At 37.3% G+C, this 24,599-nt stretch carries 18 protein-coding genes; 1 reads left to right on the top strand and 17 read right to left on the bottom strand.

Annotation, left to right across the window (positions count from 1 at the left end; translation table 11 throughout):
• Positions 1-62 precede the first annotated feature (62 nt).
• Positions 63-1,586, top strand: a complete 1,524-nt coding sequence (locus G631_RS0105935) for a hypothetical protein (protein WP_026488673.1) — start codon at positions 63-65, stop codon at positions 1,584-1,586.
• Between the two features lie 11 nt (positions 1,587-1,597).
• Here G631_RS0105935 and G631_RS0105930 read toward each other — a convergent pair whose 3' ends face one another.
• From G631_RS0105930 to G631_RS0105850, 17 genes are all read right to left on the bottom strand, one after another.
• Entirely contained in the window at positions 1,598-3,415 is a 1,818-nt protein-coding gene (locus G631_RS0105930) for a hypothetical protein (RefSeq protein ID WP_026488672.1), read from the bottom strand.
• 9 nt (positions 3,416-3,424) lie between these two features.
• Entirely contained in the window at positions 3,425-4,900 is a 1,476-nt protein-coding gene (locus G631_RS0105925) for a DUF6056 family protein (protein ID WP_026488671.1), read from the bottom strand.
• A gap of 59 nt (positions 4,901-4,959) precedes the next feature.
• Positions 4,960-5,922: a glycosyltransferase family 2 protein gene (locus tag G631_RS0105920; RefSeq protein WP_051196910.1), complete on the bottom strand. Its 963-nt coding sequence runs from the start codon at positions 5,920-5,922 to the stop codon at positions 4,960-4,962.
• Between the two features lie 22 nt (positions 5,923-5,944).
• The gene (locus G631_RS0105915; RefSeq protein WP_026488669.1) at positions 5,945-7,507 is read right to left on the bottom strand and encodes a DUF6056 family protein; all 1,563 of its coding nucleotides are present in this window, start codon (positions 7,505-7,507) and stop codon (positions 5,945-5,947) included.
• A gap of 23 nt (positions 7,508-7,530) precedes the next feature.
• On the bottom strand, positions 7,531-8,556 hold the full coding sequence (locus tag G631_RS0105910; RefSeq protein WP_026488668.1) for a hypothetical protein: 1,026 nt from the start codon (positions 8,554-8,556) through the stop codon (positions 7,531-7,533).
• A 23-nt stretch (positions 8,557-8,579) separates the two neighbouring features.
• Complete coding sequence (locus G631_RS18195; protein WP_026488667.1) at positions 8,580-10,049, bottom strand: MBOAT family O-acyltransferase; 1,470 nt, start codon at positions 10,047-10,049, stop codon at positions 8,580-8,582.
• Between the two features lie 11 nt (positions 10,050-10,060).
• Positions 10,061-11,563, bottom strand: a complete 1,503-nt coding sequence (locus G631_RS0105900) for a hypothetical protein (RefSeq protein WP_026488666.1) — start codon at positions 11,561-11,563, stop codon at positions 10,061-10,063.
• A 22-nt stretch (positions 11,564-11,585) separates the two neighbouring features.
• Positions 11,586-12,302: a glycosyltransferase family 2 protein gene (locus tag G631_RS0105895; RefSeq protein WP_026488665.1), complete on the bottom strand. Its 717-nt coding sequence runs from the start codon at positions 12,300-12,302 to the stop codon at positions 11,586-11,588.
• A gap of 29 nt (positions 12,303-12,331) precedes the next feature.
• Positions 12,332-13,687, bottom strand: a complete 1,356-nt coding sequence (locus tag G631_RS0105890; RefSeq protein WP_026488664.1) for a glycosyltransferase — start codon at positions 13,685-13,687, stop codon at positions 12,332-12,334.
• Positions 13,688-14,650, bottom strand: coding sequence for a hypothetical protein (locus G631_RS0105885; protein ID WP_155833885.1), 963 nt, complete (start codon positions 14,648-14,650; stop codon positions 13,688-13,690).
• A gap of 54 nt (positions 14,651-14,704) precedes the next feature.
• The gene (locus G631_RS0105880) at positions 14,705-16,192 is read right to left on the bottom strand and encodes an MBOAT family O-acyltransferase (protein WP_081671254.1); all 1,488 of its coding nucleotides are present in this window, start codon (positions 16,190-16,192) and stop codon (positions 14,705-14,707) included.
• A gap of 18 nt (positions 16,193-16,210) precedes the next feature.
• Positions 16,211-17,920 carry an ArnT family glycosyltransferase gene (locus G631_RS0105875; protein ID WP_026488661.1) on the bottom strand — a complete coding sequence of 570 codons (1,710 nt, stop codon included), beginning with the start codon at positions 17,918-17,920 and terminating at the stop codon, positions 16,211-16,213.
• A 51-nt stretch (positions 17,921-17,971) separates the two neighbouring features.
• Positions 17,972-19,432, bottom strand: coding sequence for a hypothetical protein (locus G631_RS0105870; RefSeq protein WP_026488660.1), 1,461 nt, complete (start codon positions 19,430-19,432; stop codon positions 17,972-17,974).
• A complete protein-coding gene (locus tag G631_RS0105865; RefSeq protein ID WP_026488659.1) occupies positions 19,422-20,612 on the bottom strand; it encodes a hypothetical protein in 1,191 nt (396 codons plus the stop codon). Before G631_RS0105865 ends, G631_RS0105870 begins: the two co-directional genes overlap by 11 nt.
• A 22-nt stretch (positions 20,613-20,634) precedes the next feature.
• The gene (locus tag G631_RS0105860) at positions 20,635-22,113 is read right to left on the bottom strand and encodes an MBOAT family O-acyltransferase (RefSeq protein WP_026488658.1); all 1,479 of its coding nucleotides are present in this window, start codon (positions 22,111-22,113) and stop codon (positions 20,635-20,637) included.
• 382 nt (positions 22,114-22,495) lie between these two features.
• Positions 22,496-23,434 (bottom strand): glycosyltransferase family 2 protein, encoded by a 939-nt coding sequence (locus G631_RS18190; RefSeq protein ID WP_035789376.1) that lies wholly within the window; start codon positions 23,432-23,434, stop codon positions 22,496-22,498.
• A gap of 4 nt (positions 23,435-23,438) precedes the next feature.
• Entirely contained in the window at positions 23,439-24,581 is a 1,143-nt protein-coding gene (locus G631_RS0105850; protein WP_026488657.1) for a glycosyltransferase, read from the bottom strand.
• Positions 24,582-24,599: the final 18 nt, after the last annotated feature.

Raw genomic sequence — 24,599 nt, 5'->3', positions numbered from 1 at the left:
AGTCACCGTAGCAGCATAGTCTGCGGTTAACTGCTCAAACAAATAATGAAAAAGGACTCAACATGAAAAAGAAAACTCACTTATACATCTTCCTTGTATTAATTATTCTCACTATAATTGCTGCACTTGTCCCATTTATCTGGGCATCAAAATATGCGTATCCTTGGGCGGATGATTTCGGATATGGAGCCAACCCTCATTTGATATTCAGATCTACAGGTTCTGTTTTTGCTGCAATTGGTGCGGCCTTTGCTAGAACTGTAGAGGCTTATCTGACTTGGCAGGGAACCTACACTTCATGCTTTCTTATGGCACTTCAGCCAGGCGTTTTCAGTGTAAAACTGTATCATCTTACCGGAGCCATGATGATTACAGCTATGTTCGTTTCCTATTACATACTTTTCAACAGCATACTCAGGAAAGTTTTTAAAGCTTCTAAAACTATTACCTGGTGTATATTCCTTCTCACAACATTTATTAGTATAGAGGGAGTAGATGGCAAGGCTGAGGCATTTACTTGGTTTAACAGTGCTGTCCATTACACTTTTGGTCATGCACTTCTCATGGTCTTCTTGGGATTAACTTTTCTTTACATGCAGGATACAGAGCAAAAGAGGCCTTTACTTAATTGTATTCTTATTAGCATTCTTGGATTGCTAGCTGCAGGAGTAAATAATATTACTGTATTCGGTGGTCTCCTTACTCTCATTATTTTCATAGGATGCTCTATGCTCTATTTGACAATTTGGGGTAAAAGAAATTACAAGATTGTTTTTCGTATATTGCCAATGACTATAACATACATAATCGGCACTGTTATAAACCTTACCGCCATCGGAAACAAAAAAAGAATGGTTCTTGTAACAGACAAAACAAATGGTCTTTTTGTTACAGCAAAAAATGCCTTTGTATTAAGCAACGCTTTTATACAAAGACATTTCTCCCTAGTTACTTTAGCTTTTATTTTAATAACATGCATACTGACTTGGTACATGATCACGCAAGAAGAAGTCCTTAAAAATGTTGACTTCAAATTTCCTCTTCCTGGTCTGATTACCTTTATTAGTTATTGCCTGCTAAGCGCTTTATATGCACCATCAACTTATCTTGATGCATCAACAGAAATAACTATCGGTTATATAAACGGTAATCTAGGCGTTCGAAGGGTTGCCAATTGTGTATATTTTGCCTTTATTCTTTTATTAGTACTCAACATATTTTATTATTGTGCTTGGCTCTATAAAAAGAACTTTAACTACCATAACTCTATTCTAGGTACATCCATTGTGTGTATTTCTGTGGTTATGACTATACTCTCCATAAAGAGTCAAATCATTGAGACACCAGGCAAATACCTTACATCCGCTTCTATAAGCGATTTGTCCCTTAGCACAGCACAATACTATGGTTACCAAATGGCTCTCAATTTCCAAATATTGGAAACTGATGATGCCGTTGTTACTGTTTCACCAATAGCTGTTGATCCATTCGTTCTCTATCCTCGCGATGCATCAGACTGGAAAGAAGGAGTTAGAACATATTATGGCAAGGATGAAGTCAACTACGATCATGAGCCATACTTCTAATTGCGTTGCAATTAGAAGTTTTCTCTATAAAACTGCCAAGCATTCCCCCAATCAAACTCTACATCCTTGACAGATATTCCCGGCCCGTATTTCTCATTTTGATACACCAACAGATACCCCATTGTCTCTCCGCCACCGATATAATAGATATCATCTCTTTCGGAAAAAGCCTTAAATACATTACTTACCCCATTTTCATGTGCATAATACATTCCAATTGGAGAAGGAATCACCCAACCGCCAACAGCTATGATATTGTGGTAGAAGCCTTCATATTCAGTTCGATTTATGTCCCAAATATTGGTAGCCCCATTTAATCCGGCAAACATCTCATTTATGCTCATCACAAAAAGGCCATCTGTTTCATTTATGCTCTTAATGTAATTGTATCTAGAATAATCCCTATTTTCCCAACTCTTAATGCTATAATCAAGGTTCTCTTTTTGCCAAAAGAATAAAGCTATTACAGCACAAATAAGGCCTGCAATTTTTAGCGGCATTGCAACTTTCTTACCAAATGTTCCAAGGCTTTGGCTCATTGCAGTCCCTACAGCCTGTACTTTTTTACGATTATCACTGCACAACATCACCAGAGTCAGTATAAACAATATTCCTGCAAACCATATGCCAAACTCTGCTCTCCATGGTGCTCTGCGAAGGCATGCAAGATAATACATCTCAAATAGCACGCCACACGACAAAAATACTGAACCAATAAGCCCTGTCCAATTCTTTGATACAATAAAATAGACAACAGATACCAGCAAAACTACTACTGCCAAAATAGGCAAGTTACTCTCTTGTGCTGCCTTTCCAATAAGCCCGGCGGTATCTCCCGCAAGTTTAGTATCAAGCCTAAAGCGGTTCATCTTGATATCTTTACCAATCTCTGCCATGAGCTTTATCTTATCAAGGGAATAATTGTCGCAATCATTCCACATCCACTCTTCCATAAGGCGGAAATCCCACTCAGTAAATCCATTTGCTAAATACTCATCCTGAAAACGTTCAAAGTTATAGTTTCCAAAATCTCTCTTTTGGACCATGATCTTATCCCACTGATAATAACTGTCCCAATCTGAGTTCAGATGATATGCGATATAATTTGTACCCAATACCAGAAGACAGCCTGCTATAGGTATTAGCAGTTTCAATGTTGAGCCGAGCAAATTGCCTTTTATCTTCCTCATAGTATTGGCAGAGCATATCTTCGATTCAGTTTCCGCGCCATAGCAATGACTAATCATTAGTACAGCTAAAATTGTCACTATTCCCAATGGTGCAACCTGTACCATGCTTTCTTTTCTTACAGCCAGTCCAAGTGCCAGAAACAATCCGCCCGTAATTAGTCTGCACCAACTCCTCTTTTTTATGAAAATAGAACAACTGATCAAAACAAAGCCAGTAGCCACGTATATTGCTGCATTTTTGCTATACTGAACATTCACATAAAAATCTTTGAAAAGAAGAAGATTCACAATAACTGTCAAAACTGCCGTAAATGTCAGGCTTAGTTTTTCTGACAAAATCTGACAAATTATAAACATTGATAATAGATTGAAAAACAAAAAAGACAGTAAATAGCAGTTAAACCCCGGGAATAAAACATACAAAGCTTTTATAAAATATCCCCATAATATCCCGCTGTAAACCAAATATTGTGATGGCTCTCCATACGCACCAGCCGCTATCATATTTATTACTACATCATCATTGGTTTCATAACAAATATCACCATACGCAATACATAGAACAAATATGATAACTGATATAATGCCTATTTCAAGTTTTCTAACCGCTTCCTTGTAGTTGTTTTTATCTAATGCCATTGCAGCTCCTTAAGGTATCAGCACAGTGGTTGTATGCAATTTAAATAAATTAGCAGCACTTCGATTAACTATCCATTCACAATCAGAACCAATTCCCATAGCTGGTAGCGATTCAGAACCAGTATCCCACTGAAGATACAAGATTGCATCACTTCCCTCTTCAGCTAGTTCAAAGTAAGTCAATTCGTATTCCCTAATAGCTAACACTTCATTAAATCTTCCGCTTCTTAAGTCTCTATAGGTTCTTGCGCAAAAGCTATCACTGTAAATACTATGGCAAGTAGGTGAAATGATTAAAAATAGAATAGCAATAGCAGCCACACCGATTGTAATCATTTTCCCAATATTATTCGTTTTTTCTAGAAGCGCCGAATCCTGTATCCATTGTGAAAATATAAGCGACAACACGATAAGTAAAAGTCTTGCAATAATATAGTAGCTAGCAGTAACATGGCCTGTTAGTTGTACTCTATGGTACCCAAAAACTGCTGGGAATATAGTAAAATACTGCATTGCAAATATTCCAGCTATACTAATTAGCATCAATTTCCATGTAACTTTTTTTGAAATCACTTTTACCCCAAGAATTATTCCAGCTGTTATTACAATAACCATTACTGTAACCATTAAAGGATCAGCAATTTTCTTTAATTCAATAAAGTAGCACTGGAAAGTATCTCTAACAGCATCGACTACTGTCTCATGGCCTTCATTAAGATCATTTTGAGTTCGTTGGAAATTTCCTGGTGCTAGCACATTTATAAATGCCCCTATCATAGCAAAAATAAATGGGATAATAAGTATCTTACTTACTCTAACTTTATCAGACGCAAGAATAATAATTGCAAGGAGCATAGAACAGTTAATAGAAGTAATTACAAGTGATCCACCACTTGCCAAAAACGCAAACACTGAACTTAATACTAAATACAGAATTGCCTTCTTCCCTTCATTCTTAATAGCTCGTAGGAAAAATCCAGTAGTGAACATAGCCAAAGTGAACATTAACATATATCCAACATTGCCAGTATACCAATAAAAAATCATGGTCCCACCTGAACTTCCTGTCATTCCAAAACAAGAAATCATTGCAGCAAACATAGCTATGGCAAATGCTGTATTATCTTTTATCAATGTTCTAAGCACAAATCCCACTGCAAAAATAAAAAGAACCATATAAACCAGCATAGCCACATGAAAAGCTGGAAGTCCACCTCTATTGTAAGGTCTTACCATGTGGTCAAGGTACATTGCTGTATAACATCCTTGTTGAACACGATAAATATTTAATGTCTTGTAAAAAGATCCAATAACAGAGGACTTATACTCAGCAGCCCCATCTCTTCCTCCGCATTCATAACTAAAATCATCCTCTGCGGGAAAAGTATATAATGTCCCTGCCACCACAGAAAACATCATAACTATTGTAAGAATAGCCACCACAACGCCAACTATTTTCTTGATTCTACTTGTAATATCTGCCATTATCATCTCCGTTTGCTGTATCTATAAGATATCGAGTTAATTACTACATTGTTTCATTATCAGTTTTTTTCATTTGGAAGATTAATCCGCTCTTGCACGATATACAAAGGTCTCTCTTTTGCAACGTCAAATATATTACCGATATATATTCCCAGTACGCCAAGTGTGCTCAGAATAAGTCCTCCAAAAAAGAACACTGCTGCTGCCAATGTATTCCACCCTTCCGGATTAGCCACATGCATTGCCCAGGAAATTAGGACAAAAATAATATAAATCAACGAACCAATTGCTGAAATAGCTCCCACATAAACAGGAACATAGAGCACCCTGTTTGAGAATGTGGTCATAGCCCTTATTGCATACTCCACTTTCCTTCCAAATGTATAGGAAGATTTCCCTGCAAACCTTGTCTCATGCTCAAGATCAACAAAACCTTTCTTATATCCAGTCCATAACAGGAACATAGTAAAATCTCTTCCCTGCCCCTTTGTATGAACATAGAGATCTGTCGCTCTCTTACTAGCTATGAGGTATGTTCCAAGTTCATAATCAAAATCAAGTTCTGACAAATAGCTGAATACCTTATGAAAAGCCTTGGATAATAGCTGTACTATGGCTGAGTCCTTACGGTCATGGCGTCTGACAATTAGTACATCCAGTTCCTGTTCCCGCACCTTCTCATACAACATCGGAATATTTTCTGGTGCGTCCTGAAGATCACAGTCCATGGTAACAATCCAATCTCCTCTGGCCGCAGTCACACCGGCAGTAATTGCCTTATCCTGTCCGCAGTTCCTGGTAAGGCTTATAGCCTTTACATGTTCATCTGCAAGGGCTTCTTTCTTAATCGCATCCCAAGAGCCCATTCCATCTCGATCATCCACAAGAATAATCTCGTATCCAACTCCCATATTTTGCAGAGTTTCAGTATTTCTTCTAACTAGTTCAGGAATTGCCTCTGGGCAGCCATAGACAGGCACTACTACTGATATATCTATTTTCTCATTGTCGTTTTTTCCCAATTTCATACTCTCCTACAAAAAATTACTCACTCTTCACAACCACAGAATTCTTCTCATAGTACTTAGCTAAGTAATAGTTTATCCACTCATTTGGGTCACTTGTTGCATCATCAAAAGCTATGATTTCTGGTCTTACAGAATAAGGTTTCAAAACAACATCTTTGACGCTGTCATCTTTCAATACAGCAAGTCTTTCAACATTCTCATTATAGAAAGTCTTGGCATTTCCATTTACAACATCAGTAAATGCAGAACTCCAAGAATAGTAATATGGATCAGCTTTCACACACAAAGCACTTCCAAATACTAAAACCATTGTCAAAAGAGCTATCACGGTGCTACCAACCTGTGCAAAAGAGCCTTTGTCCTCTGGAACCCTTACAGAATATATCTCACCTTCAATCTTCTGCCTGCCCCAAGCTAGCATATACATAAGTTCCAACACCATCATAAGAACAAAGTTCATGAAAATATAGCCCCTAAGCCTTCCAGCATCTACATTAGATAGGGCAAAAAGCGGCGGAACAATAACTACTGCCATCATCCCTAATGCAAAAATAGAAAAAATAAATGGGTGCTCAAACCTGTGATTCAGTGTTCCAGCAAGTTTCCACATTATAATTGCAACTATAGCTAACAGAACTAGCACTTCCCATCTTGTCAGTGCATTAATGCAAACCTCAAAAACGTAGTAAAATGCAATTAAGACTGACTTAATAGGGCCAAATCCTTGTGTTTGACTCGCTCTCGAAGCGTTACCAGGACATAATACACTTGCCAGAAGTCCAATAAAATTAAATAAAGCCGGAAGCCACAAAAGCTTAAAAATCTTCTTACGTTCAGCATCCACATTTTCCAGTTTAATAAAGCCTACCTTCTCGAGAACAATCAATACAACTATCAGAAACGATATAACTGCAAGAGACAATGCTGTAAGATAGTTTGCTCCACCTAGCCAAAATCCCCAAAAGCATGCCCAGCACAACTTTCTAACTCGAGATCTCTTGTCATCACATAGAACTGCTCTTATTAAAAGGCCACTCCAAAAAAGTCCCATTCCCAGCATAAAAGTATAGTCTACGGCCCCTGTATACCAGTAAAACATCTCAACTCTTGGGCCATTTGCTGGCAATGAATGAATCATGATGATCAGCGTAAGCATTGAAATTATATTTGCAAGTTTCTTGTCTCCTTTAAAAACATGGACTATCAAAGTTCTAAAGAAATAACAAACTCCAAAAGTTAGAATAGCTATCATCACGTATACTACAAGAAAATACATTCTCTCTCCAAGTACACATGGGTTGAACCTATACATCAAACATGGAAAGAACGTGCCTTCCCATCTAAGATAAAAATCAAAAGCATAATAAAACGCCATAAAGAATGTTGCAAAAACATTTCCTGTACTCTCATAATACTTGATCATAGGGCCACCCTGAGCAAGGTCATCTGCTGAAAGCCAGTCAAAATGGCCAATAACCAACATCGGTATTATGCTTAGAATATAAAACACGGTAACTACTATATTAACTGTTTTTATACTAATATGTTTATTCCATTTAGGTAGAGAATAAATAAACATCTATATGCCTCCATAACTACATCTTAATTTGATAACTGTTCTTCAAGTTCATCTATGACTTCACTTATATTCGAACTGTCAACATGAATTCCAAACAACCCTTGTGGCTGTTCCTCTCCAAATACTATCTTTTCCATTTCATTTCCAACATATGGCCTAAAGTGTGATTCATCAAAATAGTACTTGCTAGATTCAGTATACTCATTAAGGCCTGAAAAATTATAAAAGTCAGTAACTTTCGCAACATCCTTTAGAAATTCCAGATAACCATTCTCAACGCCCTCGCGGTAAGTTTCCTCATAGATTGGCGTAGTCAGAACAACCAGCTTAATATCTCTGGCTTCACAAATATCCACAAGGTTCTGCAAAGCCTCTATACTTCCAGCTTTTTCTGTATACTCAAGACTCCTTGCTGAGCCTAAATTACGTACGTCTTGTCCAATACTCAAATCTGTATTCTTAATATCTACGCCATATTCGTAAAAGAGCTCTTTTTTCTGCTCGAATTCCCTGCTCCCAACTATTTTTTCAAAAATCTGTGGAAGGATTCTCAAGACAGGCTTTTGCTTAATATATGCATAATAAAACTTAAGTGGTGACATTTCATAGGTTTGATAGTTCACAAAAATCAGCTGGTCACGCTCATAGCTGATCCCTTTCCACATAGAAATCTCATCAATCATGATAATAAGTTCATCTATCTCAACTCCGCCATCTATCAAACTTTTCACTGTTTGATAATTCTCTTGCGGCGCTCCCATGGCATAAGTCATGTTGTACCACCGAAGGTCTTTCCCATCTTCTGTCGTCTGTGGTAGTCCATCTGGCGGTAAATTCGCAACTCTCGATGATCCTAAGATAAATGCATTGAACTTATCCTTATTGTTAAGTACATACTTGGTCTTAATATAGTTCTGATTTGGCGTAATATCTGTAAACCTGATATCCTCAACATGAAAAACATTGTAAGCATCCACAAACACGCTGATGCCCACATATATCAGCACCGGAATAATAAACAGACAAAGCTTCAAACTTAGTTTCTTCAATCTCTAATTCCTCTAAGCACAATCTAGAATCTATTATAAATGAATTCTGCACTATTTGCCGCCCCAAACAGCAAGATTAACAGAATCAACGCAAAATATCCACACCATCTTACTACAGCGTTCTGCTTCCTTATAATTTCAAGGCCGCAGGTCTTGGTTCCATAGGTGTAACTGCTGATAATTCCGAAAGCCACAAGGCCTAAAATGGATGTTCCCACATGAGCATCTGAAGTAACCATAAATAGTGCCTTCAGTCCACTAACAAATCCTTCAGTCCATGCTACGCCAGCCACCTCTCCAGGAATCTTGGCAAAAGAACTAACGATGTTCCAAAACTCTCCTACTGACGCAGAAGAGAACATAATCCAACCAATAGTTACAATCACAAAGGTAAGAATTACCTTTCCAATACTCAGCTTACCAGCGCTATCGCGCATTTTCCTTGAAGAGCCAAGCGCCCTTTCAATACAAAGCCACGCGCCATGATAAAGTCCCCAGATTATCCAAGTGATACCTGCTCCGTGCCATAGGCCACTGACAGCAAACGTTATCAAAAGATTCCTGTAAATCTTCCATGGACTAACCCTGCTTCCACCAAGAGGAATATAGACATAATCCCTAAGCCAGCTACTAAGAGAAATATGCCATCTTCTCCAAAATTCCCCAACAGACTGTGACAAATAAGGATGGTCAAAATTAAGCCCAAGGTCAAATCCAAGAGCCTTGGCTGCCCCAATAACTATATCTGAATATCCTGAAAAATCCAAATAAAGCTGAAATGAATAGAATATAGCAGACAGAAGAAGCGCTGATCCATACGATGTTTCAGCCCCTCTTACATTTTGAATATAAATGGCAAGATTATCCGCAATAACAAGCTTTTTAACAAGTCCCCAGACTATTAGCTTAAGTCCATCTGTAGCCTCATCATAATCAAAGCTTCGCTCCACCTTTTGTATCTGTGGAAGGAGCTTTTCTGCTCTCTGAATTGGTCCACTGGAAACACAAGGGAACAAGCTAACAAAAGTCAGCACATTTAAAATGTTCCTGTCAGCCTTAAGTCTCCCTCTATATACCGCATCAGTATATGTAAATGCCTGCAATGTAAAGAAAGACAGCCCTAAAGGAACTAAAAGATTTCTTGCACCAATAACTCCAACGGAAGAAAAAAGACCAATAAACCTTGCAACTACTATTGGTCCCAGTTCCAAGACCATAAACAACACATAAAGAGCTGTTCCCCTTGACTTCTCCCCGTTTCCAACGCCTTCAAGAACCAGGCCCGAAACATAGGTCACAATCCCAAGCACCAATAAAACAGGAATAAATCTAACATCATCCCAGGCATAGAAAACTACGCTGGCAAGGAAAATAAGTCCATTAGAAAAAAATGCGCCTCTTCGCGCATTTTTTCTAAAAAGCTGCAATATAAAATAAAATGTGAAAAACACGCATAGGAAAAATGCGATAAAAAGTTTGGTGTAAACCGGCATTTTCCACCTCTTTAATTCTGTAAACTCCAAAGGGATGGCCCATGGCTTGGATCATCCGGATTCTGTGCATAGATCATCTGGTATCCATTATCAGCAAGGAACTGATTCATCTGATCTCGTCTATATTGGCAGTATACCACAATAAGATCTGGAAGTTCCTCCTGAAGCTGTGCAAAGTAGTCATCCATAATGCTAGGATCAACTTCTCCAATAGGCACCTGGAATGAATATCTTGTAACATGAGGTCTTTCTGTCAGCACATAGATAGTGTCCCAGTTTCCAAACACTGATAAAGTCTTTGATTCATCTGTTGTATAATGAATAACCTCATAGATGTTGTTAGCTTCGCTACTAAGGTGATTTTCGTTTCTTTCAGCGTAAACCTTAGGAATACCAAGAACCATATCCTTCCATGAAGGGACAAAGACAAATGCCACAAGGCATACCCAGGCAGCAACTACAGCTATCCATGATGCAATGCTTGTAGCAGACTTTTTCTTATCTTCCCTATCTCTAAGCCCCTCGACTTCACTAAGAACTCCCGCAATAGGGTAAACCACTACAGGTACCAGGACCAGTCCGTAGTGCAAATACTCCCTACCACTCATGGACAGGAATCCAAACGACAATGCCATATAAACAAGATATGACACATTGAAAAATCTATTCTCTTTCCTGAAGCACTTAAGTATCATGCACACAGCCGCAACGATACTTGATGGAACCAGGAAAAATGACTTAAAGGCACTAATCTTCTCTGCCTTTGTAGCCACAGTATATTTCATATTGAAGAAAAGATAAGCATCCACGCATGCTCTGACATCATTGTTAACAAGAAGCCAGATAAATGCAGGAATTCCAACAACTGCCATTCCAATAAGAAACCACAGCACAAACTTCCCTAAATCTTCCCATTTCTTGAAAACTATCAGAGAAACGAAGATAGCAATGCAGAACACCACCCACACAGCAATCATATTAGGGCGAAGCATCAGCACCAAACCAAGGCATGCTCCAGAAATCACAATCCTAATCTTAGAAATAACATCATTCATGCAGTAGTCTGCAAATATGTATGTAGCAACGGCAATAAGAGGAATCGCATACTCCTCAGAGAAATTGCCACCTTCGAAGCATCTGTTCAGTATTGAAAGTCCAACCAGCGTAGCTACAGAAGCTGAAGTCCTTGATGAAACCAACCTTGCAGTCTTATACATAAAAAAGATAGCTACAGCTATTGTAACCACCTCGATATACCACACTCCGCAGTATCCACCAAGCCTTCTACCAAGCCAGTTCAGGACATACAGATATGGTCCCTTATGATCGAAAGTATCCCTATATGGCATGAAGCCACGCTCCATCATAAGAGCCACCGTCTGAAATACTCCCGAATCCACATTCAGTTCGCCCCTTATCCATGGGTGCAGGGGACTAGCAAATCCCTGAATAACAGCCAGCAAAAGAGATAACACTGCCGCTATTATATTTTCAATGCTACGCTTCTTTTCCATAAACCACTCTCACAACAAATAATTACTTACTCTTTTTCATCTGCCTCTTAAACTTCCTAAAATCAGAGCAGGCCTTAATTCCGATCTTTGTGATCTTCACAAGATCAATTGAGTTTTCCCCTCCCTGTCTAGGCTTAAAAGAAATCTCTTTAAACAAAGTCTTTTCCCCATAAAAGGCAAAGAACGTTGTAAACATAATGTTAGGAATATTATAATCCTCGTCAAATCTGTCAATGTACTTGGCAACTAATGAGGACTTCATAAGTCTAAATGGCGCATTTGCATCTGGCACCTTAACTCCAAAGTACATGGACAGCAAAAGGCATACCACATCCTCTACAAATGCCCTATCCTTACCATCTTCACGAGCAGTTCTGTTACCTATAACCGCATCGTAAGCCTCTCTATTATCCCAGAAGAAATCGAACTCCTTGGGATTTGTCTGCCCATCAGAGTCCGTCTGAAAAATATAGTCTGCTCCCTTTTTAATGGCATATCCGTAAAGTGCCAACAATTTGGGACCATGTTGCTTCAAACTGTCTTCTAATATCTCCAACTGCGGATATTTTTCTTGTAACTTCTGCAAAATCTCATGCGTTCTATCTGTGCTGCCACTATCTGCTACAACAAGCCTGGATTCTTTTGATTTTCCTTCTAACAACTTGTACCAACTTGTAACCACTGATTCTATATTTGCCTCCTCATTGTAGGCAGGCATAACTACATATAATGAATCCATTTTTTCTCCTAACAAACCCTTTTTCGGACTTATGTATATACTTTTTCCACAATCCATTTACAATACTGACCCACATCCATTCTGCTGGAACGAACATCCCTCAAATTCTGTCTGAATCTTCTTACCGTTTCCGAAGCATCCCAAAGACTCTTAATGGCATCAGCAAGTTTTTTTGCATTTCCACTTTCGAATAGTATTCCATCTACGTCATCACGGATTAGCTCCGGAATACCACCAATATTCGCCCCTATAACTGGAACTAGTCTTTCCTGGCTCTCCATGACGGAGAATGGATTATTCTCGTACCACTCAGATGGATATACAGTGCAAACGGCGTTTCGTATCAATTTATCAAGATCTTCTCCTGTTCTAAAACCAACTTCCTGCGCATAAGGTAGTTTCCTTATATCTTCCGCATAGTCTCCTTTGCCAGCAAATACAAAATCCACCTCCGGCAGCATACCACAGGCCTCAATCATTGTTCTAATGCCTTTTTCAAGAGAATATCTTCCAAAATAAAGGACATACTGCGATGGAAGTTTTGTACCATCACTTAAAGTAACGCTATTTCCGCTGCTAAAACTCTCCGCTCCTTTGAAGCCTGAACCAGGATTATTATTTTCAGCAGCTTTCGCGCAATCAACTTCACTCACATGTTCCACAAAATTGTGCATTGCAACTGTTTTCCCTGCAAACACCGGATTCATATCCATCTTGCTCTTCATAAACTCAGAGCAGCAGATTATCTTGTCTATATGTTTATAAACGCCCTTCCATTTCCAGAAGTATCCCTCCATAGCTCCAACAACAGACTTTGCAGTGGATCCATGAATACACTTATTCTTGATGCAATTACTGAAACGTCCACCAATACACTTCTCGCAATTATGGCCTGTAGATGGAATGTTAAACATATGATTAGGGCAAAGTAGCTGATAGTCATGTGCTGTAAAAACAATCTTACATCCATTCCAATTCAAATCAGTCTTATTCTCGGACTCAAGACTATTACTCAATTCTTTACTATATTCTTCCCTCCACTTAACAATCTCCAAAATTATAGAGGGTGTCAGCTGATAATTGAAATTGTTAAGGTGCACCACATCTGGCTTAAAGTCATCCAAAACCTGTCTAATTTTCTTCCTGGCTTCTGAGCTATATATAGTCTTAAGTGGATAGGTCAGCTTGGATATCTTACTACCACCATGAAAATCCATATCAGAGGTATATGCATCTACAGAATTTCCAACACACCTTCCCTCATGTTCCATACCAAAATACTGAACCTCATGACCGGCCTTCTCAAGAGCTTCGCCAAGTTTAAATATATATGTCTCTGATCCGCCATTTGGATAGAGAAATTTGTTAACCATCAATACTTTCATTTATTCAAAATCCTCAGCATAAATCTCTTTGATCATTCCAGAATACTTCGCAGCACCATTATGATTCATATGCCAATCATCAGCAAAATCCTCATATTCAAAACCTTCTGGTCTATAAAAATACGTCATCTGTGGGCAATGTTCCTGCCATAGGACTGCTCTTTTGTACCAATCTTCTACATATTCTATGCTGCAGACACAGTTTGGTCTTACAGGAATCATTACAAGTCGTGGAGTAATACCATTCTCAGCGCATAAATCCAGTATCTTCTCCATATAATAATTCTGCATTTCTCCAACAGGAAATGAATTATATTCAATAGTATCAGCACCTGTATCCCAGTTCTCATTTTGTGACATCCAGGAGCCTTTGTGTTCATTCACAACTATGTAGCATTCCATATTAGAACTATATCTCATAAAAATGCCACCGTTCATTAATGCAGATATATATTTATCCGGAAACCACAGCCTATACTTCTTTCTCTCATTCTCGTAATCTTCAATTAGTATTGACTGTTCTCCAAAGGCCTCTGCATCAGCAAATATAGCTTCTTCCTGCTCTTTTGAAAATCTATGAAAATAAAGAATACGCTTATATAAATTTTGATCAGTAATATATCCCTGATCTGAAAAGCCTATATAACACACCTTGGGAGCCTGGTTGTTCTCAAGATACTCTTCTAAAACGTAGTACATCTCTGCCGGAGAAACACCGCCAAGAGACAAATTATAAGTACTATCTGACAAATAATCTGGGCATAAAGCAGCATTTACTACAGAATCACCTATTACGAGAACCTTAACTGCTCCTTCATGATTCTGGCTACAAGCCTCCTTATTCCAACGAGAATAAGCGTACTCGCTATCCAAATAAAACATTCCACCATATATTATATAAAGCCAGACAAGACCCACTGGAACAACCGCAATTATCCCTGAAAGCCCCAACTTAGCTAACACTTTACATTTACTCCAAAAGCTATGCATCTACTGCTCCTTAAATCAATAATATCATCAGAACTGCATATATAAAAATTCCTCTGTAGATAGATTAAGCGATAAAACAATCATAACTACCAATGCCCAATAAAACGCATATCTGAATATCACACTTTTATTATTTAACCATACTCGCGGATCATCATACCTGTATGTTAGATTATCACTCACAATCAGCATTATCAGCGCTAATGCAAAGATTATAAGGCCAGCCATATTTGTGCCAATCATAAAAAGAGATCCATCAGATATCATACTAAAATCATTTATCATTATCATTCTCTTTAAGTAATCAAGAGAACTTGGAACATCAACTGACCTAAAGAATACAAACCCAATGCAGATTAATACAAAAGTCCTAATCCTCTGAAACCATATATAGACAGGATTCTCAGTGTTAAAGCCAATCTTCTTATATAGCATTGCCCAGTAATCTTTTGTCAACTCTGAAAAGCAGATAAAAAAGCCATGTAAAAGGCCTGATCCTATAATATATTTCCAGGCACCTCCGTGCCAAAAGCCTACCGAAACCCATGTTACTAACATAGCAAGTATAAGTGATAGATTCTTACTAAACTTTTTCCCGAATTTTCTCTTTGTTTTCTTAGAAATATTCTTGATAAACCTAGATCTTAAAAATGGATAATATATATAATCTTTTACCCACGCCCCTAGTGTTATATGCCATCTCCTCCAGTACTCAGCTACAGACCTAGCCATAAATGGTGCCTTGAAATTTTCAGATAATGTAATTCCTAATGCCTGAGATATTCCTAATACAATATCTGTATATCCGGAAAAGTCAGCATACAGCTGGATTGCAAAACATACTGCACCATAAATTAACGTTATTCCCTGATAGTTTTGATAATTTCCAAATATTTCTGCTACTACAATTGATATTCTGTCAGCAATTACTTTTTTCTTGAAGTATCCCCACAGAATACGTTTGAATCCATCATAAACATTCTGTTCATATAATTCTCTTGGTACGTCAAATTGCGTGCCAAGCTCCTTGTACCTACTAAAAGGCCCAGACAAAAGCTGTGGAAAATAAGTAGAAAAACATAGAAATTTGATAAGATTCGTTTCTGGTTCAACTAGCCCATACTTTACTTCCAACAAATAGCTAAGAATAGTCAGCGTATAAAATGATATTCCTACAGGTGCCATAAGCTGTAACAGTTTTATAGAACTAGAACCAGAAAAAAGTATCTGAATTCCCTGACCTATGCCAAGGAAGAAATCCACATACTTGAATACAAAAAGAAAAGATAATATCACTATAAAACCAATTACAAAAATAAAGTGCCAATTCTTCTTATAGAACCTAGCACCAACGTACGCCAATATTGACGCCAGTAGGAGAAATACTATCATCCTAAAGCCGCCCATTATATAACAAAACACCATGTTCCCAATAAATACCGTCAAATTCTGTACAGATTTAGGAACAAGATAATATATGACTATAAATGCCAATAATAAAACAAAATTTATCACTAGATTCTCCCAATCTCATCATCCATTCATCCACTTGGGAATCATAAGATAATATGCCCCATATTGATAGCTATCAAACGTATCCTCACTAAACAAATCCTTATCATCTGCATTTACAAAATATAAATATGCATTATCAGCATCAATACTATCTATTTGATCAGCTCTGCTGTAAACAAACTGCTCTTCATAACCATGATCAAAATGCCTGTCATAGCTGTTCTGCGTATTTCCTAGAACATAGTCAGAATCTAGATCAAATGCAAATAACACCCATATTTCCGTAACATCTTTTGAACCAGGCCATGCAGTATCAGGAGTAATATAATATCTATCGCATTCTATGTCTTTCATACGATAAGCTGCGTCAAGTACATACCTGGAACTAGCCTCTGGAACATAAAAAGACCTTTGATAAACTGTAGCAAAATCAAATACAAGTAATGCTCCCATTGCTAAATACACTGCCATAGTGATAGCAAATAACCGCTTTGAAGCATTCCATATACATCTGATTCCAATTACAATAAATATTATCTGCACATAATAGAAGATATTAAAACGTCTGATTAATCCGCTTAAATTCGTCACTACACCTTCACACAATGCCATAATAAACCAAAACAGCACCATGCTAAAGAAGCGGCTATTCTCATCCCTCTTTGTTGCCTTATACCAAGTATATACAAAGCCTATCACAGCAACAGGTACCATGCACAAGAATGCTGTTCCAAAATGCTCGACATTATCCCACGGAACATATTCTTGCTGAAGAATTGTTATGCCAAATATGTATTTGATATTTCTGATAAAAAAATCCAACTTATCATCTACAAAAAAGAGAATATCTCCAGCACGTTCATTCTCTACAAATGCAGGCAACGTAAATGGTCCCAAATGTATATCTTCCTGCACACCTAGGACATTTAATATCATCGTTGCAAAAAGAGGTCCCGAAGTAACTAAATATATGCCCATACTTATCAGCACTTCTTTAATAGTAACTATCTTATTACGCACAAAGTATATTGCCACAAGAACCAGAAATACCGGGACACAGTACAGGGATACCGCATATCCATACTGACATAATCCCATAAATACTATTCCAAGCCATAAGTACTTCCGTTTATCATTCTTTGCAAATAAATGCAGCAGGAAAAAGCCAATTATAAACAAATGAGGAAACGCATTGCAATCCAGCGCAAAATGGCTCTGAACAAAATGCCACGGATTCAAGAGACAAACAATTAACGCAATGATTCCAATTTCTTTTCCAAATGCACTCCTTAACAAAAGCCAAAAGAAAATTGCGCCAATCATACTGAGTATAACTGCCGCGACACGTACAGAAACTTCATTCATTCCAAATAGCTTTATAAAAGGGATAAGGTAATATATCAGGAAAGCGCTTTGCTCAGATGTTCCCCAAGCATACATATGAACAGGCCAAGTAATACCATGATGATCATAACCATGAATAAGCAAGCTCTTAGCATCATAGGATGACATAGCCTCATCCTGCATAAATCCATCTGGGAATGCAAAGACGCAAATAACGAAACCAATTAGCAATAGAAAAGCCACTATCAATCTTTCATGCTTTACCAGAAAAGAGTTTTCGTGTGCCTCTGTTTGTATCTTCCCTCCTGCCATAGCAAGCCTATACAGACTAAGGACTAATACAATTATTATGCATAATAGGCTTGCACTATTTACATATACCATAAAGCTTATCTCCAACCGCGCCTAATTCAGCATAGAAATTCATTAGGCCTCTTAATATATTACATAGTCTTCTGATACATGATGAACTTCTGTACCTTCATACACATCTACATAAACATCATCAACAATGTAGTGACATGTCTCGTCATAAACTGTTATTCCAAAGCCATTACAATCTTTGGTGTAATCATTACCATTTATCATATATCCTTCAAATAAATCGTCGGCACTTTTAAATCCTACAAAATCAACTCTGCCATCAAATTCTCTGTAAACATTGTACTCCGCAGATCCTTCAGTACTTACATCCACCTTGCCATTTCGAATGACAGCAAGTCCTCCAACGTCATACTCTGTCCCTAATCCCATGCTGGCAAAATCGGGTATTCCATCATATCCCTCTATTACCTTATAGTTTCCATTAAAAGAAACTATTATAGTGAATCTATCAGTATATCCGCTTAAGCTCTTCAAATAATCTCCAAGGTCATCTATCTTCTTGAGGTTAAAAGTAATCTTCCTGTCTTCAACATATCTTACATGAGTATCCCAATCTTCATATCCAGCCTTGCCAGCCTTATCTGCAAATTCATAATTAGAAACAAGATACTGTCCTAGTGCATTAGTCACTTTAGTAGCACCAAGGTCGTTTAAATGATTACCCTCTCGCAAATCTGTTGCAAAATCTATTCCACAAGACTCATAATTCCTGTAATAATCAAGGAAAGGAATGCCATTTTCAGCAAAATAATCTGATAGATAGTTCTGTCGCTTTTGTTCAAAAATATTAGCATCATCCAAAACAAATGGCGCATGGAAGAACACTAGCTCCACATCGTACTCTTTGCACAATTCAATTATCTTGTTGATATAGTACATATCTATTTCAGGAACATCTTCCCTGTCATCTACTATAGTCGGAGGTTCACATGGCAAACACTCATTACTACCATTATAGCCTCTGTTATATGTGCGTTCCTGAATAAAATCTGTCTTGGCCAGTTCCTTGTATCTTGAATGAACTATAGGCATTCTGAAAAGCATTTCTTCTAAATACTCTCTTGAATACCCCTGGTCGGAAGCTGTCTTAATAGCCCAATTAACATAATCCTTGGAATAATCTGTTGTAAGTGCAGATAAAGATAATGTTCTGTCCGGATTACTATAGTTAATAAAGTCCAAGGTCTCAACTAGCGCTACTTTTGGCTTATTCTTCTTAAATGCATCCTGCATAAAAAGATATGTACCGTCAACCTCCTGACTTCCAGACCACAGCGTATAACTAGCGATGCCGTAATCCTTCCATAAAATACTATTATCCACTGTACACACAGAATGTGATGCCCCAAATATAGCAACGTCAACAGGAACCTTTATATCATCATAAGCTTCTATACCGCCACCATTTCCGATATCCTTAATCCTTAGAACGTTGTAACAACAACTAAATGCCAATACGAATACTAGCACAAACGCTGTTATCTCAATTATTATCTTCCGTTTATCGTTCATTCCCAAACAACTGCCCCACAAAATCCCATGTAATAAATACATATGCCATCAAATAAACTATCGCTACAAGTGTATAATTTACATCAAAACAAAATAAAAACTTTCCATAAGTGCAAGCTGATACTAAATGCATGCCAAGAACTGCAGGCAAGATCTTATGTCTATAACAGATTGCAACATAGGTAAGTACTATTATCGCCAAATAATCATATCTTTCGTGCATACTTGGCAGAAATTCAAAGCATGTCATAACTACCCAGCCTAAGAGATAAAAAAACAACCTATCATTCCACTTTGGCTTTTTAACTGTTATTGCCAAGACCAAAACTGCAAAGATAATAATCGTAATAGCCATGGCAACATGATGATACATGTACTCAGAGAGTCCAAGATTCCATATTCCTGGCGAATTAATAGTCATTGCTCCATATTGCCTGGTCTGTCTGTAATATGTACCATACACTCTAGTAATACGCGCTCCACATATAATTGCCGGAAGCCCTGCTATAGCATATATCCCAGGAATCCATAAGAACTTGAGCACACTAAACTCTCTCAATACAAAGTAAGCTATAAGCAAAAACGGTAACACCAAAATCGTCTGCATTTTAAAAGAAAATGCCACCCCTAGAATAATGAATGCTACATTGTACTTCTTTTTAAGAAAATAATATATTCCACAGAGAATTATTCCAGAATATACAGAATCGCACTGTTTCCAAATGGCACTATTGGCAACCACCATTGGAAGTATCAGTGAAATAGCAGCTAATACCTTTACACTCTTGGCCTCAAGACTGTTTCTGCCACCTTCATATCCCATCAAAAGCATTACTATCTTGTAGATATAAAAGGCCATCACATAATCAAACACATATGAAAAGAAACAAATAAACCAATATGCCTCAATATCAAATCTAGAAGCCAAAATTAGCAAAAGATTATATGGCACATAGTAGTTTCCAATACCATTTGAAAGGCATTCTTTAACACTAAGTCCTCTGTAGTAGTCCACCCATACCGAGAGTTCTGACTTGTAATCAGAAGCTCCATTAGTAATATCCACAAGTGGCGTATATAGTCGTCTCAGCCAAACAGACAATAATATTACAACAATAAATACTATTTTATCTAAATTATTCTCTAAATAATTCAGAAGCTTTTTTTCAAAATTCGACATATCCGTCCTCTCCTACCCAAAGCTAAAATTGGAAATATATGAACTCCTTAGAATCAAATCCAGGCCCATACTGTCCAAAAACAATTGTGAAAATCAAAAGCGCTACAATTACTGCCACTCTGAATACCGCGTATTCTCCCATTAAGTACTTGCCAAAAGGTAGTCCCTTTCTAACACGGATAAAATCTACAACTACCAAGATCATCATGCCGATGGCAAGTATCCACATCTCAGTAATATCAAGTCCATAAGTATAAATGGTCCCATCAAATAATTTCCACCAGTCGCCTCTGGTAAACAACCTGTAATAAAACGTATATGCCTGCTCAAAAGAATCTGCCCTAAAGAACACCCACGCTGCATCAGCTATAAGTGTCACAATGGCAGCTCTGCAAAGCATAAATCCGACATTTCTCTTATTAACTCCCATATATTCATCTATCCTGCGTATCCATGGCTTAAGGAGATTCTCTATTACAAGCAGCACTCCATGCATAGCCCCCCAGAAAACAAAGGTCCAGTTTGCGCCATGCCACAATCCACTACATGTAAATACTATAAGCAAATTCAGTAATTTTCTGGCCTTGCCCTTTCTATTTCCTCCAAGAGGAATATAAAGATAATCTCTAAACCAACTGGAAAGAGAAATGTGCCATCTTCTCCAAAAATCAGTGACAGAAGTAGCAAAATATGGCGCATCAAAATTCTCCATAAGAGTTATGTTAAAAAATCTTGCAGCGCCTATAGCTATAGTGGAGTAGCTAGCAAAATCACAATAAATCTGAAGTCCAAAACCAAAGAAGGCCATTAAAAGGCCAACGCTGCCATACATATACACGTTATCATAGACATTATCCACAATGACTGCTACTCTATCAGCAATCACAAGTTTCAGGAACATTCCCCAGGTCATCAGGATAAATCCTTCCTGAATCCTTCTGACATCAAGAATATCCCTTCTGCTCATCTTGGACAGATTATCGATCTGCCCAAGGAGATTGCCGCTTCTCTCGATAGGGCCAGCAACCAGCTGAGGAAAGAATGAAACAAAAAGCGCATATCTGATAAATTTATGCTCTGGAGCAATATCTCCTCTATAACAGTCAATTGTATATCCCACTGCCTGGAAGGTATAAAATGAAATTCCTACAGGAAGAATAATATTAAAAGGGTCAAACCCTCTTCCTGCCACATGCATCATTGATCCAGCTACAAAGTTAAAGTACTTAAAGACAAACAAAATTCCAAAATTGGATATGAGACATGCCGCAACTATCAGTTTCTTTTTAGTTTCTGACGTTGCTTTTTCTAGCAACAGTCCACTTGCATAGGTAGCAGCTGTAGAAAACAATATCAGTACAATACATCTGTAATCCCAGCACATGTAAAAGAAATAACTACAAGCCAAAAGCCATATCTGTCTAAGTCTCTTTGGTATTATCAAAAATACCAGAAATACTATAGGAAAAAAAATCAAAAAATCTAAACTATTAAAAAGCATTTACCATTTCCTTTATAAGTTAAATCTTATCATTATATGATTAAAAACCTACTACCTTGATTTCTGAATATATCTCATTTTAAGGCAATAAATAATTCCAGCACTAATAGCAAACATAAATATTCCAAATTCTCTAACCATAAATTTAGAATTATGAACACAATGGTTCTTGGTAGCCATCCACCATATGAAACAATAACTTGCCACTACTACGAAAGGAATAAAAGCAAACAAACTATTCTTTATGGAGCGACCTACCTTTTTATAAGTAAAAAAGCTACAATATACACCGCAACCAACAATAATGTCCCTATTATTGCTGCTATTGTCACAACCAAAATGATACAAAAAAATGATTTTTAAACATCAACTACTTTACTTCTCATTTATATTTCCTATCCCAAATTAAAAAAATACATTTCGAAGGAACAAAGCTTAACGCAAGTAACAGCTTGTCCATAGGACTATTTACCTTGCATCTCGCTCTATCGTCTAAAATACTTTCTTTATCCTTGTTATTCTCATCATCTCTGTTCTTCGCAAATTGAGAATAAACCTGGTATAAAATAGCCATTTTAGCCTTGGCCTTAATATTCACTTGGGGATCATTAAGATAAACAGAAGACCTATACATCATTCCATATGGAGAAAAGATTTTCATCCTTCTCCCTGTTCTAGTAAGGCCTCCCTCTAAGTAATCACAATAGTATATAACCCGATTGATATGAACCATATTATAAGGTCCTGACATTTTTAGCCATACCGCATCTTCTGGCATAAACTTCTCTCCGTCAAACTCTTCAAAAGGATACATCTTTAGAATGTCAGTATAATAAACCTCTGCCTTATCTCCTAATAAATTATTATTAATCCTCTGCTGTCTATATGTATCAACCACCTCATCTACAGGAAACTCTCCTGTGTTAATCTCTCCATTGCTATATGCGCGGAGAAAACTAAATCCACATAGTTTATCTGATTCTTTACGATTATCATATAGTTCATGATAATCTAATATTGTCTCTACTGCATTCTCTGTCAGAAAATCATCACTATCAACGATAATTGTAAGCTCAGTTGTTATTTTTGAAATGCCTTTATTCAGTGCTCTATGCTTACCACCATTCTCCTGAATATCATATCTAATCTCAAAATTTGCAACTGCCATAAAATCTCGAACAACTTCTGCAGTATCATCAATGCTCCCATCATCAATAATCAGCCAGTTAAAATCTTTAACTGTCTGATTATTAAGAGATTTAAATAGTTTATTTAGTTTATCTCCCCTATTATACGTAGGAGTAATAATTGTCAATTTCATATACTTAAAGAACTTCAATCCATTTCTGAATAATGTTTTCCATTTTAAATCTTGAAATGCACTCTAAAGCCTTTTCTCTATACATTTGCGCCAAAGAAGCATCATCTATTAGTTTCATAATACCATCAGCAAGTATTCTTTCATCATTATCTGTAGTACACACTGGTACCAAAATTCCATACTCGGATACATCTACAGTTTTTGTTTCGTACCCAACATCTGTATTTGGAGCCAATATTTCCCTGGCCCCGCACTCTGTGGAAACACAAGGTAGTCCACATTGCATAGCCTCCAGAAGAACATTGGGCATTCCCTCAACATTTGATGAGAGAACAAATATATCTGCCTTTCTAAGATAAGCAGCTGGATTGATCACATTGCCAGCAAACATTACAATATCCAAAATTCCAAGTTCAGATGCTAGTTTTTCCAAGTCCTTCTTTCGTTCTCCATCGCCTAATATCAATAGTCTATATTCTGGATACGCTTTACAAGTAATAGCAAAAGCTTTCAGCAAATGATCCTGGCCTTTTTGATCTGTAAGCCTTCCAACATTAACTATGACTTTGTGCCCATCGATAAATTTTGAAACAGAATCCAAAAGCTTAGGATTATCATTCATATCACATATAGCATTATGAATTGTTACCACTTTATCTTGTGGAACATCAAAGAAATCAATGCAGTCTTTTCTTACAACTTCAGTAACTGCGACTATCTTGTCGCAGCGCTTATATGCGGTCTTGACATAAATTTTCTTAAAGATATTATGAGTAAACAGAGACTCCTTATTTCTAACGGAAACAATCTGTTTTTCACCAATACCAGAAAACACATTGATAATATCTGCCCCTGGAAGAAAACTTACACAAGTATCTATGCTCAACTTCTTCTTAATATTCCTAACTTCAGCAATTTGTCTCAGTACGTTAAGCCCTTTTTTTATTCTACTATCATCTTCATCAGATTTATGATTCAAAACAATAAGATTTTCAACTTCATCATGATAATCCGGATCATCATATACGACACAAACATAAGCCTTCGCGCTTATGTCATGATCATTAATATACTTAGATAATTGTCTTACAGTTTTTTCAGCGCCACCACCACTTAGAGAATGGGTAAAAAATATCACATTTTTCATAAATAACTCTCTCTAAAT

It is taken from the genome of Butyrivibrio sp. XBB1001 (assembly GCF_000424505.1).
Taxonomy (GTDB): domain Bacteria; phylum Bacillota; class Clostridia; order Lachnospirales; family Lachnospiraceae; genus Butyrivibrio.
This window is presented reverse-complemented; position numbering and strand designations above follow the sequence as displayed.

Coding starts and splice junctions, on each gene's coding strand:
- G631_RS0105935 (WP_026488673.1), top strand. CDS start 63: ATGAAAAAGAAAACTCACTTATACATCTTCCTTGTATTAATTATTCTC.
- G631_RS0105930 (WP_026488672.1), bottom strand. CDS start 3,415: ATGGCATTAGATAAAAACAACTACAAGGAAGCGGTTAGAAAACTTGAA.
- G631_RS0105925 (WP_026488671.1), bottom strand. CDS start 4,900: ATGGCAGATATTACAAGTAGAATCAAGAAAATAGTTGGCGTTGTGGTG.
- G631_RS0105915 (WP_026488669.1), bottom strand. CDS start 7,507: ATGTTTATTTATTCTCTACCTAAATGGAATAAACATATTAGTATAAAA.
- G631_RS18195 (WP_026488667.1), bottom strand. CDS start 10,049: ATGCCGGTTTACACCAAACTTTTTATCGCATTTTTCCTATGCGTGTTT.
- G631_RS0105900 (WP_026488666.1), bottom strand. CDS start 11,563: ATGGAAAAGAAGCGTAGCATTGAAAATATAATAGCGGCAGTGTTATCT.
- G631_RS0105895 (WP_026488665.1), bottom strand. CDS start 12,302: ATGGATTCATTATATGTAGTTATGCCTGCCTACAATGAGGAGGCAAAT.
- G631_RS0105890 (WP_026488664.1), bottom strand. CDS start 13,687: ATGAAAGTATTGATGGTTAACAAATTTCTCTATCCAAATGGCGGATCA.
- G631_RS0105875 (WP_026488661.1), bottom strand. CDS start 17,920: ATGGTATATGTAAATAGTGCAAGCCTATTATGCATAATAATTGTATTA.
- G631_RS0105870 (WP_026488660.1), bottom strand. CDS start 19,432: ATGAACGATAAACGGAAGATAATAATTGAGATAACAGCGTTTGTGCTA.
- G631_RS0105865 (WP_026488659.1), bottom strand. CDS start 20,612: ATGTCGAATTTTGAAAAAAAGCTTCTGAATTATTTAGAGAATAATTTA.
- G631_RS0105860 (WP_026488658.1), bottom strand. CDS start 22,113: ATGCTTTTTAATAGTTTAGATTTTTTGATTTTTTTTCCTATAGTATTT.
- G631_RS18190 (WP_035789376.1), bottom strand. CDS start 23,434: ATGAAATTGACAATTATTACTCCTACGTATAATAGGGGAGATAAACTA.
- G631_RS0105850 (WP_026488657.1), bottom strand. CDS start 24,581: ATGAAAAATGTGATATTTTTTACCCATTCTCTAAGTGGTGGTGGCGCT.